The organism is Actinomadura vinacea (assembly GCF_039532545.1).
Lineage (GTDB): Bacteria > Actinomycetota > Actinomycetes > Streptosporangiales > Streptosporangiaceae > Spirillospora > Spirillospora vinacea.
This window is the reverse complement of record NZ_BAAARW010000020.1, coordinates 294,216-306,969: the sequence shown is the minus strand read 5'-3', so window position 1 is coordinate 306,969 and position 12,754 is coordinate 294,216. Positions and strand designations below refer to the sequence as shown.

The following is a 12,754-nucleotide window of genomic DNA, read 5'->3' as shown; positions in this document are numbered from 1 at the left end:
GATTCCCTACCGTTCGGATGTCCGCCCGGCGGAGCCTCGGCGTATACCGGGTGTTCCGCTCGGGCGGCCATCTTTTCTACGCCCTCAAGGACTTCTGGCGGCGTCGCGCCGGATCGTCCTTGCCGGGCCTCGGCCGGACGCTCAGAAGGTCGCCATGCAGGTGGGCGTCGACTGGCAGGGAGCCGTGAAACAGGGGCAGGAATCCGTGCAGGCGAGGATTTCGGCGGACGCCGACAGTTCGGAGACCCGCACGTCCAGGTCGAACTCGTCGTGCTCGTCGACCACGGGCTGCTCGGTGAGCGAGATCGTCATCAGTTTCTCCGATCGGTGGGAGCGGGGAGCGGCATCGACCGGGTTCGGCCTTTTTTAATGCCGCACCGATTTTGGCGCCTGGGATCGCGCATTGACGCAAGACGTCCGCGGCGGTCCCACCGGAGACAGTGGCGTGGAAAAAGCTCCCCTCAACATCTGATAACCGTTATCGCCACATAACTCAGCGCACCAATGCGCCGGAACCTACCTCTAGATCATCTAGGGGGTCAATATCGCCGCGGAGGCGTCGTCGAGCGCACCCGGACCGCGCCGCGACGACCTTGTGGAACGCGCCAGAGGAAGCTGAACGTGATCTGGATCACCCTTGAAATGGCACGCCGGCGGAACGGCGCCTCACGGGCGGGACCCGATGGCCTCGATGATCCGCGGCCGCATTTCCGCGGCGCGGATGACGGCGTCGACGGAGCCGACCTCGACCGCGCGCCGGATGTCGTGCACGCGGTCGAACTCCGTGGCCACCTCGCCGAGCTTCTCCGCGCGGACCGACGAGCGGAGCTCGTCGAGCTCCGCGGTCAGCGCGGCGCGGTCGGCGCCGGAGGCGACCGTGACGCGGGCCTCCAGGTCCCGCACCCGCGGGTCGGCCGCGGTGCGGGCGTCGACGTCGCCGGAGAACACCACCGCGGCGGCGGGGGCGCCGCCGAGCACCGAGGCGAACGAGCCCTCCAGCGCGAGCACGGTCATGTTCGGGTTCAGCGCCTTCGAGAACACCACGAACGCGCCGCCGTGGTACCGCGAGATCACGCAGAACACGATGGGCCCGCGGAAGTTCACGATCGCGCGGCCGATCTCGGCGCCGTACTCCAGCTGGAGCCTGCGCATCGACTCCGGCGAGCCGTCGAAGCCGGACAGGTTCGCCAGCACCACCAGCGGCCGGTTGCCGCTGGCCGCGTTGATCGCCCGCGCGGCCTTCTTCGACGACCGCGGGAACAGCGTGCCCGCGGTGTAGGTGTCCGGGCCGTCGGTGGGCGGGTGGCCGCGCCGCGGCACCGACCGTGACTCGATGCCGAGCAGGCACACCGGCATGCCGCCGAGGTGCACGTCCTGGACCACCGCGGTCTCGGCGTCGGCCATGCCCGCCCAGCGTTCCAGCACCGGGTGGTCCTGGTCGGACAGCGCCCGCATCACGGTCCGGATGTCGAACGGCTTCTTGCGGTCCGGGTTGGTCTCGGCGGAGAAGATCTCGCCGACGGTGGTGAAGTCGCTGCCCGCCACGGTGTGCGGGAAGTCGGAGACGTCGCGGTCGACCGGGTCGGTGGTGTCCGCCCGCCGCGGCGCGTCCTCGCCGGGTGCGACGTACGTGTGGTCGTAATGGGACATCAGCACGTCCCGCGCGGCGGCCAGGTTCGGCGCCCAGTACTGCGCCTGCCCGTTCGGGCCCATCACCCGGTCGTAGCCGCCGATGCCGAAGTTGTCCTCGGCCGACACGCCGCCGGAGAAGTCGAGCGACTGCTTGCCGGTGAGCACCATCGCCGAGTCCGGCGTCATCACCAGGACGCCCTTGGTGTGCATGAGCATCGTCGCCTCGGCGTTCCAGTACGGCTGCGCGCCGACGTTGATGCCCGCGACCACGATGTTGATCTCGCCGCCGTCCTGGGTGAACTCGACGATCCGCTTCAGCGCCGCGGCCACCCAGTCCATGTTCTCCGTGCCCGACTCCATGGAGATCCGGGCGCCGGCGGACAGCGCGTACCACTCCAGCGGCACCCGCATCCGCTCGGCCAGGTCCAGCGCGGCGATCACGCGGCGGCACTCCGGCTCCGACAGCGCGCCGAGCGACTTCGTCGGGTCGCCGAGCAGCACGACCCTGGTGACGCCCCGCGGGTGCCGCCGGGTCGGCGTGGTGACCACGCCCGCGACGATCCCCGCGGTGTTGCGCCCCTTCGGCCGGTCGACCGGCACCAGCGCGTGGTCGTCGTCGAGGTCGTGCTCGGCGAAGTCGCCGAGCAGGCCGGTCAGCTCGTACGGGTACACCGTGTTGCGGCTGCTCGCGCGCAGCACCTTCTGCCGGTAGCCGTCCACCGGCTCGACCGGCTCGTCCGACGGCTCGCCCACGGTCAGCTCGGTGCCGCCGGCGGCGTCGAAGGAGACGCGTACGGCGATCTTGGCCAGCTCGCCGGTCTGCCGGTCGCGCTGCCGCGCGATGAACAGGATCTCCTCCAGCCCGGCGCCCGTGGCGGTCGGCAGCACGCGCCCGGCGATCATCTTCAGCTCCGCGCGGGTGAGGTCGCTGGGCGGCCAGACGTAGACCACGATCCGGTTGGTGTTGAAGCGCTTCTTCGACGGCCGCCGCGCCTGCGCGCGGCGGATCGAGTCGAGGCAGGTGGCGATGGTGTACTCGGCCATCGGCAGCGTGATCAGCCTGCCGTCCTGGTCGCGCAGCTCGGTCAGATCGCGCAGCTGTGCGAACGCGACGAGGCGGTCGTCGGACGGGTTCTCCCGCGCCACGCACTGGAAGAGGTAGACCTCCTCGTCCGACGACGGCAGCCGGGTGAGGTCGAACGCGCTCAGCCGCTCCATCTGCATCCGCTGCGCGATGTACGGGTGCAGGCCGCGGATCAGGCGCTCCTCGCTCATCCCGGTGGCCGACGGGCGGAACGTGAAGTGGTGGTGCATCACCGCGCCGCCGCTGCCCGCGACGGTGGCGGTGATCCTGTGCACCTGGTCCGGCAGCGGGTGCGCGCCGACGACCTCCTCCAGCGCGGCCGCCATCTCGTCGAAGTCCTCGGGCTGGTTCTCCCAGGCGAGATAGATGTCGGCGTCGATGGCGTCCTCGCCGGTGGCCAGCTTCCCGAGCCCGCGCAGCGCTTCGCCCAGCGCTTCGAAGCCCACCGCGCAGGAGACCACGGACGAGCCCGCCCGTTCGGCGACCACGAACGTGCAGCCCGCGGCCTCCCCAGGAGTAAATCCGGGAGGTCGGTCGGGGTTGTGTTGGTTGGGGGTAAGCACAGTGCGGACGCCGGTGAGGCCCTTGTTGCCGTAGTACCGCCGGGTCAGCACTTCCAGCATGACCGCGTTGTCCCGGTCGCCGCGGACGAGCCGCTGCCCCAGCAGCCGCACCAGCGGCTCGGTGCTGCGCACCATCTCGGCGATGCGCTCGGCGCGGTCCGGCGCGTCCGGGTTCGCGTCCAGGTGGCGCAGGTGCCTGCGGACGTCGGCGTAGACGCGGGCGCGGTTGCGGCGCAGCAGCGGCCGGGCGAACCAGGCGAACACCACGCCGCACGCGAGGTCGTAGACCACCGGGTAGCGGACCTGTGTCGCGGCCACCAGGCGCTCCAGCGCGAGACCGGCGGACTCGCGCAGCGTCTCGTCTGGCGGCGGCTCCCGCAGCCAGGTGCGCAGCAGCGCCGCGACGACCGCGGCGTCGGCGGACGCACGCTGCTGGGCGAGGAAGATCCGGAACACCGCGGCTTCGAGTTCGGAGGAGCGCTCCAGCCCGGTGACGCCGTAGTGCCCGAGCGCCTTGCCGAGCTTGGCCTGGAACGCCTCCGGCAGTCCGGCCCGCTCGACGTCGAGGCTCTGCAGGTAGGTGTGGAAGTGCTCGCGGGCGCTGTGCACGTGGCCCTCAGCGCCGCCGTCCTCGCCCGCCGGCCGGTTGCGGCTCAGTTCGGCGAGGTCGGCGAACACCTCGACGAGTGCGAGCTCCTCGGCCAGGGGCCGATGGCCGTCCGCGGCGGCCGCCTGGCGCGCGTCGAGGTAGTCGTCGAGGACCCGGCGCTCGTCGTGCGGGTCGACGTCGAAGCCCAGCAGCAGGCTGCGCAGGTCCTCCTGGCCGCGCGTGGCGCGCTCCCGTGCCGGGGCCGTCCCGAGGGCGGCGGGCAGGTCCAGCTCGACCGGCGCGGCGGCAGGGGAGTCCTCGGCCTCGGCGTCGTCGGCGAGCGGTTCCAGCCGCAGCAGCGGTGCGCCGGTCTCCACCTGGGCGCCCACGGACACGACGCATTCCTTCAGCCGGGCTTTGAACGGCGCCCGCAGCACCGTCTCCATCTTCATGCTCTCCAGCACCAGCACCGGCGCGCCCGCCTCGACCTCGGCGCCGACCTCCAGCGGCGTCGCGACGACCAGCGCGGGCGCGGGCGAGCGGACGACGCCGCCCTCGTCGCGGCTGACCCGGTGCGTCACGCCGTCCACCTCGACCAGGTGGACCGGCCCGTGCGTGCCGGTGAGCAGGCGGTACCGGGTGCCGTTGACGGCGATCTGCCCGGTGTGCCGGTCGAAGCGGTCGAGCTCGACGTCGGCGGTGCGGACCTCGTCGCCCGCTTCGACGCCGACGCGGAACCGGTGCGCGCCGACCCGCGCGACGCGCACGCGGTAGCCGACGCCGCGCAGCTTGAGGTCCAGTGGCCGGCCGCTCTCGTGCCGCACCTGCGGGCGGCCGCCGGACGCCGTCGACAGCAGCCGCTGCCGCTCGACGCGCTCCTCCTCCTCGTACGCCTCGATGGCGGCGGCCGCCAGCGCGACGGAGGAGTGCCGGTGCGAGACGAGCCCGCCCTCGCCGCGGACGCGGTCGATCCAGCCGGTGTCCGCGCTGGCGTCGATCACCTCGGGCCGGTCGAGCAGGTCGAGCACGAAGCTCTTGTTCGTGGCGCCGCCCTCGATGATCACCGTGGTCTGCGCCATCGCCCGGCGCAGCCGGCCGAGCGCCTCGTCCCGGTCGCGGCCGTGCGCGATGATCTTCGCGATCATCGAGTCGAACTCGGCGGGGATGGTGTCGCCCTCGCGGACGCCGGTGTCCACCCGGACGCCCGGCCCGGCGGGCAGGTCCAGCCGGGCGATGCGGCCCGGGGAGGGCGCGAAGTCGCGGTCGGGGTCCTCGGCGTTCAGCCGTGCCTCGACCGCGTGCCCGCGCTCCACCGGCGGCGCGCCGTCGAGCCGGCCGCCTGCCGCCACGTGCAGCTGCGCCTTGACCAGGTCGAACCCGGTGGTGGACTCGGTGATCGGGTGCTCGACCTGCAGGCGGGTGTTGACCTCCAGGAACGCGAACAGCTTGTCGCCGGGGTGGTAGAGGAACTCCACGGTCGCGGCGCCGCGGTAACCGACCGCGATGGCGAGCCGCTCGGCCGACGCCTTGAGTTCGGCCGTCTGCACGGGGCTGAGCACCGGCGACGCCGACTCCTCGATGACCTTCTGGTTGCGCCGCTGCACCGAGCAGTCGCGGACGCCGAGCGCCCACGCGGTCCCGGCGCCGTCGGCGATCACCTGGACCTCGACGTGCCGGGCACCGGTGACCAGGCGCTCCAGGAACACGACACCGCTGCCGAACGCCCGCGCGGCCTCCTGGCTGGTGCGCTGGTAGGCGTCGGCGAGCTCGGCCTCGTTCGTGACCACGCGGATGCCGCGCCCGCCGCCGCCCGCGGTCGCCTTCAGCATCAGCGGGTAGCCGATCTCGGCGGCCGCCGCCAGTGCGGCGTCCAGGGTCTCGACCGCGCCGCGGCTCCACGGCGCGACCGGCACGCCGACCTCCTCGGCGATCAGCTTCGCGCCGATCTTGTCGCCGAGCTTGCGCATGGCCTCTGCGCTCGGTCCGACGAAGGTGACTCCGACCTTCTCGCACAGCTCCGCGAACGCCGGGTCCTCCGCGACGAAGCCCCAGCCGACCCACGCGGCGTCGGCCCCGGTCTCCACCAGCGCCTGCTCCAGCCGCTTCAGGTCGAGGTACGGGCGCGCGGACGCGGGGCCGAGATCGTAGGACAGGTCCGCCTCGCGGACGAAGGCGGCCGTGCGGTCGACGTCGGTGTGCAGGGCGACCGTCTCGATCCGGGTCCCGGTCTCCGCGGCGATGTCCCGTACGGCGTGGATGAGCCGCATGGCGGCCTCACCACGGTTGACGATGGCGACACGACTGAACACCCGACCGAGCCCTCCTGCAGACGAACGATGTGCACACCCTTCCGTCTACAGGCTGGAAGCGCCATGTCGCGGACGTTGCAGAGTATGCGCCTCCGATTTGTAGAGAACGTCCAAAAGCCACCGGGTGCCTGCGCCTGACCAGGGCATGCGACCTCGACGTGATGGAAGCCGCGCGGCGGTCATTCGGCGAGCGCCCTGGTGATCTCCCGCGCGAGGCCGTCCACCGCGGCGGCGTGAACGAGCCGATGTCCGCCGGATGCCGGGACGACCGCCCACCATTCGCGAGTCCAGATTCCCCACCAGCACAGAACGCCGGGTAGACGGCGCCGCAACTCCACGACTGTCGTCGGCCTCGACCCCGCCGCCGGGCAGGACCCAGTAGGGAGTCTGCCCGGGTTTGGTTCGCTTGATGAGCAGCAGCGTGCCGGTGCTGGTGAGCAGGAGCGCACGCACTCGTTCTCGCGGTTGGTTCATGCGGGCCCTGCGCCGGGGATCGATTTGTCGCGTGCAACGCGGTCGGCCTGGACGTTACCGAGACCGTGCCCGGGCTCGTTGGCTGCTCCTGACGTGCCGCGGTGTCGGCGAAATCCCGATCACCGAGAGTGCCTTAGCGGTGCTAAAGTGCTGCCATGGTCGACAAGGGGCGGGCAGGCCTGACCCGGCGAAGAGTGATCGAGACGGCCCTGCGCCTGCTCAACGAGGTGGGCCTGGACGGGCTGACGGTGCGCAGGCTCGCCGCGGAGCTCAACGTCCAGAATCCGGCGCTTTACTGGCACTTTCGCAACAAGCAGGAACTGCTCGACGGGATGGCCGAGGCGATCACGCTGGCCGCCGGAATGGGCCCGCCCGCCGAGGGCGAGTCCTGGGAGGACTGGCTCACCGATCGGGCCCGCCGCCGCCGCCACTCGCTGCTCGCCTACCGGGACGCGGCCCGCATCATCGCCAATGCCAGGCTGGGCCCCGCGGCGACCAGGGTGGTCGACGAGGAACTGGCCGCGATGATCGGCTACGGGTTCACGCCGGTGCTGGCACTGCGGACGGGCATGGCCTTCGTCCACTACGTCAACGGGTTCGTCCTGCAGGAGCAGACCGCGCGGCAGGGCGACGCCGGGTCGCCGGCGGAGCAGCTCGCGGCGCTGGCCGAGCAGCTCGACGGCGGAACGTCGGCCCCCCTGATCGTGGCGCTGCTCGAGGGCGGCAGCACGGTCGGCGACCAGGCCTTCGAACACGGCCTCCGGATGCTCGTCGACGGCGCCCGGGCCGCGCTCGCCGATTGAACCATCACCCCCGCACGCACAGGAACCGATCTGAGGGAACGATGAACCGCGAGAAGATCACGCTCACCGGTGCTCAAGAGACCATGCTCGCGACGCTGTACGGCAGGGCGCTGGACAGCCGCGCGCCGAACCCCATCCTGAACGACACCGAGGCCGCCAGGGCGATCGATCGCGTCGACTACGACTTCGGCAAGACCGGGGTGAAGGCGACGACGGCGGCCGGGGTGGCGCTCCGGGCGAAGACACTGGACGACTGGACCCGGGAGTTCCTGGCCGCCCACCAGGAGGCCACCGTGCTGCACCTCGCCTGCGGCCTGGACACCCGGATCCACCGGCTCGAACCCGCACCGTCGGTCCGCTGGTTCGACGTCGACTACCCCGACGTCATCGAGCTGCGCGAACGGCTGCTGCGGAAGCCCGCGGCCGACTACCGGATGATCAGCGCCTCGGTGACCGACGAGGGGTGGCTCGACCAGGTGCCCGACGACCGCCCGACCGTGGCGGTCTTCGAAGGCCTGACGATGTACTTGGAGAAGGAAGACGGCAAACGGCTCATCCAGCGGATCACCGGGCGCTTCCCCAGCGGCCAGCTGCTGTTCGACGTCTACGGCACGATCGGCATCAAGATGCAGAAGTTCGTGCCCGCGGTGCGCAACGCCGGCGCGACGCTGCACTGGGGCATCGACGACCCCCACGAGCTCGAGGGCTGGCACCAGGGGCTGAAGTGCGTCGACTCCCTTCGCAGCGTCGACATGCCCGGTCTGGAGCAGATGCCCGCCTCGGGCCGGGTGGGCATGTGGATGACGGCCCACACCCCCGTCCTCAGGGATGTAGGCCGGATTCTGCGCTACACGTTCTAGGGCAGGCCGGGGGCGGGGGGCTGTGGCGCGTTCCTGAGGGATGCCTGTTCGGAGTTCTCCCACTCGTTCACGTTCCGCAGGAGCGCCTCCAGGTAGGAGCGCAGGTGGGTGCGGTAGACGTCGCTGTAGGTGCGCAGATAGGCGATCTCTCGTTCCATCTGGCGCCGTTCGTCCTCCGGGAGCACCTCTCCCTGCCCGTGTCCCTGCACGTGCGGCGTGACGGCGGTCTCGCCCACCCGGGCGACGGCCGCCGCCTTCGCCTCCTCCGCCTGGCGCACCGCGGAGTCGGCGATGGCCGCGGCCTTGCGGTGCGCTTCCTCCATGAGCCGTTCCGCGCGGTTCTTGGCGTCGGTCAGGATCGCCTCGCGGTGCATCCTGGCCTCGTGCCCGAGCTCGCGCGTGTAACGCTCGGCGTCGGCCACATAGAGGTCGGCGGTCTGCTGGGCCTGGGACAGGATCCGCACGGCCGCGAAGTGGGCGTCCGTGGCCGGCAGGCCGCCGGCGGGGTCGGCCACCTTGGTGCGGAGCCGGGACACCTCCTCCGCCAGCGCGGCCTTCTCGTTGAAGATCTGGACGAGTTCCCGCTCCACGTACTGCAGGAAGTGGCGTACCTGGTCTTCGTCGTACCCGCGGCGGCCCAGGGCGGCCCGCTGGAACACCACCGAGTGCAGCTCGCCCGGGGACAGCCGGGTTTCCGCGGACACGACGGGTAGGTTCGGGGAATTCAACGGGGTCACCTCTGTGTGTCTACGAAGGTTTCCTGCCGGATTCGTTCACGCCCTACGCCGAGACCCGTGGTGAGCCGTTCGACGGTGTGGTCGACCATCTCGGGCGGGCCGCACACGTAGGCGTCGTGGTCGTTCCAGGGCCCGTGGCGCGCCACCACGTCGGGCAGCGTTCCATGCTCGACGCCGTCCCCCGATTGGAGGAACGGAGAGAACCCGTGCCCCTCGGACTCGTCCGAAACGGCGGGCACGACCCTCAGCCATGGGAACTCGTTGGCGAGCTTGCTCAGCTCTTCCAGATCGTACAGAGCGTCCCGGGTGCGGGCGCCGAAGAACATGTGGACGCGCGGCGGCTGGGGGCGGCGCGTTATCTGCTCCAGCATCGCCTTGAGCGGCGCCAGGCCGGTGCTGCCGGCGACCAGCAGCACGTCGCGGGTCGACGACTCGTCCAGCGTGAGCGTGCCGATCGGCGCGCCCATCCGGACCCGGTCGCCGACCTGCATCTGGCACACCAGCACCGAGCTCACCGGGCCGCCGTCCACCAGCCGGACGTGGAAGTCGAGGGAGTTGTCCTGCCGCGGCGCGTTCGCCATCGAGTAGTAGCGCCAGTGCCGCAGCCGGGCCGGCACCTCCAGGGCAACGGACTGGCCGGGCAGGTACGGCAGCGGCCGGTCGGGCAGGATGCGCAGGACGGCGATGTCGAAACGCCGCCGCTCGACCGCGAGGACCTCCCCGTTCCACCAGGCCGGGCTGGACAGCGCGTCCTCGTCGGCGGCCTCCATCATGACCTTGGCGACCAGGCTGTAGGCGGCGTTCCAGTCCTCGGCGAGCTCGTCGGTCCAGTCGGACCCGGAGTAGTACTGCAACGTCGCGATCAGGCTGGCCCCGACCTGCGGGTAGTGCTCGGCGACGATCCCGAACTTGCGGTGGTCCCGGCCGAGCTGCTGGATGAACGGCACCAGCGTGGGGAGATCGTCCACGCGGGCGACGATGTGTCCGAGCGCGCGCAGCAGCTTGTCCCGCTGGCCGCTCATCCCGATCGGGAACATGTCGCGCAGGTGCGGGTTCCGCACGAACAGGTCCGAGTAGAAGAACAGGGCGACCGCATCACCCTGCTGCGCGACCTGCGCAAAGTTGTCCTTCAACCGCTGAGGATCCACGCAATCTCCCGATCAGAGGCATGATCAAGAATCGAGACTACAGCGCCATTCGCGACCATTTGGACAAATCCCCTGGATGCGTCCCGGGGCACTCGCGGACCGCTCGCTCCGGAAGCCGTCTGCGTGGGCCGGCCCGCATATCGAAAGGGCCGTGCGTGCCGCGTGACGGAACGGGCCGCCGGGTGCGAACGATCGGCGCCTGTGAGAGGCGTCCTCGCGCGGCATGAACCGGGCATGTTCCTAGGAAGCGGCTTCCGCGGCGGCTTCGGACATGATCTGGGACAGCAGCCCGAAGGCCGTCGCCCAGTCGTTCGCCAGTTCCTGGTTCCACGCCGGGCCGCTGAAGTATTCGAGGGTGGCGAGCAGGCTGGCGCCGACCTGCGGGTAGTGCTCGCTGGTAACGCCGTAGCCAGCGTGCCGCCGGCCCAGTTCCTGGGCGTACGGCACAAGGGCGGGCGCGTCGTCCACCAGCGACACGACCTGCACGAGGGCTTCGAGCAGCATCTGCTCCTGCTTGGCCATGGAAGCGGGGAACAAGGGCCGGAGTGCGGGGTCGCGCTCGAAGAGGTCGGAGTAGAAGTACGCGGTGACGTCCTGGCCGTGCGTTCCGACCAGGGCGAAGTTGTCCTTCAGTCGCTGCGGATCCATGAAGCACCTCTCAAGCCGTTCTCCGATCGGGCGGGGCACCCGGAGCGGAAGCGGAGAACCACGTTGCACATCAGTAGTGGATCTCGCGATCAAGGACAAGCGGAACTCGCAAATCTTACATTCCGTATATAGGTCCAGTTCCGTGATCACACTGGTGCGGTCGGTGATAACACCTTGTGGGGCCGAGTTTGGCGACTCGGTGTGCAGTGCTGGTCACAATTTCGTGTTGCGGTCGCCTCGATCGCGCACCGGACCGCGCGTTTTGCTCCACCCCCGCGCCGCACCTTCAAGCTGCAGCACTTCCACTCAGCGGAAGCGAAGTCTGCTGCCCACGTTCCTGCGGCAAGCCCACATCCACCTCGAACCATTGACGTGCACTGGGTCACCGGTTCCGCTATGCACCCCTCATAGTCCGTTGCGCTTGGTGCACTGCTAGTGCAGCGAAATTGTGCAGCCGTGATCTGGCAGTGGCAGGCAGAGATACATAGGTTCAGTCAAACAGGGCATCTGCTCCACAGCCAGCAAAGGCACTGGATCGACGGCTGTGTTATACGCCATCAAGGCACTAGCCCGCCACGCCGGCATCCTGAATAGCGGCTCTGCCCTGCGGCGGTGTGCCTGATGTACGCCGTCTCGAATGGAGGTTCAGGTGAGTCTTAGAACGGCACGCAATATCGGATTCGCGATGGTCCTCGCGGCGATTATGGGTGGGAGTGCACTGACCGCTTCGGCGGACCCGTGGGGCAACCAGACCGGGGACACCGGAGCGCATCCCGATGAGGATCCGCACGGGTATTGCTACTCCCCGACTGTCAGCGCCGACCTCAAGTCGGGCATTAACGAGGCGATGTGGGACGCCATGGACCCGACCCAGGTCAACGTGAACTATGACGGCGATTGCAAGCTCTCGGGCGGCGGCGAGACCGACGTGGTCTGGAGGCAAGGGAACCTCGCGGAGGGCGTCAGCGGCAAGGCCCCCTGCGAGGACTACGACAACGACCGGTGTGATCAATACTATCTCACTCTCGATCTGGGCCAGATCAACAAGGGATCACACGACGAAATCGACCAGGCGCAGACCGCCTGCCATGAGCTTGGGCACTCGGGTGGGCTGACCCACGGCGGCAGCAGCACCGACTGCATGATCAACAGCGGCAGCACGCCGCCGACGGGCATTCAATTCCGGCGCTATGGCAAACACCACACCCAGCATCTCAACGATTGGTTCTAGGGGGTCGCGACCATGCGTAAAATCGCGCTACTTTGCGTGCCGATACTGCTGGCCCTCGCAAGCTGCACATCCGCGTCGACGAAAACCGCAGATGAGCGTCCTACCAAGAGTGTGGCCGATGTCCGGTCCACCGGTGACCTCGTTCGCTTGATGCGTAAAACGACGAGTTTCGAGTACGAGCCGTACGCAAGCCCGCGCGCGATGTTGAAACACGTCGACATCGCTCTCGTCGGCACGGTCGTCTCCGTCAAGCCCGCACTCATCGCCGACGAACTCGACGGCCAGGGAGCCGTCATTGTAGGACTTCGGCCGCGGGAGATGTGGAAGGACGCCCCCGCCCGATCCGGCGAGGTCGTCTACTACTACTTCGACCGGCCCAAGAACCTGGCGATCGGTGTCTACCAAAGAGGACTGCCGGTCGGCACCGAAATCTCCCTGTTCGGGTTCGACGCCGCCAAGCTGGTGAGATTCGCCCAGGGCGACCCCGGGCACCGGACGTACACGCCTGTACCTCAAGGGCACCTCATCTCCGGCCACGACACCGGGTTGGTCAACGTCTGGGCGGAAGACATCGCGTCGAGCGGCTGGAAGAACATCCGCAGCGTGGCCGATTTGAAGGCGGCCATCGGCAAGTGAGCCGGATCGTCCCCCGATGACGAAGCCCCGCCCCACAAGG

General features: G+C 69.7%; 9 protein-coding genes. 4 read left to right on the top strand and 5 right to left on the bottom strand.

The genetic code is table 11. The features are described from left to right. Positions 1–141: 141 nt before the first annotated feature. Together ABD340_RS25805 and ABD340_RS25800 are read right to left on the bottom strand one after the other, a co-directional pair. Complete coding sequence (locus ABD340_RS25805) at positions 142–312, bottom strand: FDLD family class I lanthipeptide (protein ID WP_344592280.1); 171 nt, start codon at positions 310–312, stop codon at positions 142–144. A gap of 354 nt (positions 313–666) precedes the next feature. Next, complete coding sequence (locus ABD340_RS25800) at positions 667–6,177, bottom strand: ATP-binding protein (RefSeq protein WP_344592278.1); 5,511 nt, start codon at positions 6,175–6,177, stop codon at positions 667–669. A 629-nt stretch (positions 6,178–6,806) separates the two neighbouring features. Here ABD340_RS25800 and ABD340_RS25790 point away from each other — a divergent pair. Together ABD340_RS25790 and ABD340_RS25785 are read left to right on the top strand one after the other, a co-directional pair. Further along, a complete protein-coding gene (locus tag ABD340_RS25790) occupies positions 6,807–7,454 on the top strand; it encodes a TetR/AcrR family transcriptional regulator C-terminal domain-containing protein (RefSeq protein ID WP_344592275.1) in 648 nt (215 codons plus the stop codon). Positions 7,455–7,495: 41 nt separating this feature from the next. Then, entirely contained in the window at positions 7,496–8,314 is an 819-nt protein-coding gene (locus tag ABD340_RS25785; RefSeq protein ID WP_344592274.1) for a class I SAM-dependent methyltransferase, read from the top strand. Here ABD340_RS25785 and ABD340_RS25780 read toward each other — a convergent pair. The 3 genes from ABD340_RS25780 to ABD340_RS25770 all read right to left on the bottom strand — a co-directional run bounded on the left by ABD340_RS25780 (position 8,311) and on the right by ABD340_RS25770 (position 10,847). Further along, positions 8,311–9,018, bottom strand: coding sequence for a DivIVA domain-containing protein (locus ABD340_RS25780; protein ID WP_344592273.1), 708 nt, complete (start codon positions 9,016–9,018; stop codon positions 8,311–8,313). The genes ABD340_RS25785 and ABD340_RS25780 overlap by 4 nt on opposite strands. A gap of 29 nt (positions 9,019–9,047) precedes the next feature. After that, positions 9,048–10,184, bottom strand: coding sequence for a globin domain-containing protein (locus tag ABD340_RS25775; RefSeq protein WP_344592271.1), 1,137 nt, complete (start codon positions 10,182–10,184; stop codon positions 9,048–9,050). A gap of 255 nt (positions 10,185–10,439) precedes the next feature. Then, on the bottom strand, positions 10,440–10,847 hold the full coding sequence (locus tag ABD340_RS25770) for a globin domain-containing protein (RefSeq protein WP_344592270.1): 408 nt from the start codon (positions 10,845–10,847) through the stop codon (positions 10,440–10,442). 637 nt (positions 10,848–11,484) lie between these two features. On the opposite strand from ABD340_RS25770, the gene ABD340_RS25765 reads away from it, so the two are divergent. Beyond that, positions 11,485–12,078 (top strand): hypothetical protein, encoded by a 594-nt coding sequence (locus tag ABD340_RS25765; protein ID WP_344592268.1) that lies wholly within the window; start codon positions 11,485–11,487, stop codon positions 12,076–12,078. 12 nt (positions 12,079–12,090) lie between these two features. After that, a complete protein-coding gene (locus ABD340_RS25760; protein WP_344592267.1) occupies positions 12,091–12,714 on the top strand; it encodes a hypothetical protein in 624 nt (207 codons plus the stop codon). Positions 12,715–12,754: the final 40 nt, after the last annotated feature.

Coding starts and splice junctions, on each gene's coding strand:
- ABD340_RS25805 (WP_344592280.1), bottom strand. CDS start 312: ATGACGATCTCGCTCACCGAGCAGCCCGTGGTCGACGAGCACGACGAG.
- ABD340_RS25790 (WP_344592275.1), top strand. CDS start 6,807: ATGGTCGACAAGGGGCGGGCAGGCCTGACCCGGCGAAGAGTGATCGAG.
- ABD340_RS25785 (WP_344592274.1), top strand. CDS start 7,496: ATGAACCGCGAGAAGATCACGCTCACCGGTGCTCAAGAGACCATGCTC.
- ABD340_RS25770 (WP_344592270.1), bottom strand. CDS start 10,847: ATGGATCCGCAGCGACTGAAGGACAACTTCGCCCTGGTCGGAACGCAC.
- ABD340_RS25765 (WP_344592268.1), top strand. CDS start 11,485: ATGGAGGTTCAGGTGAGTCTTAGAACGGCACGCAATATCGGATTCGCG.
- ABD340_RS25760 (WP_344592267.1), top strand. CDS start 12,091: ATGCGTAAAATCGCGCTACTTTGCGTGCCGATACTGCTGGCCCTCGCA.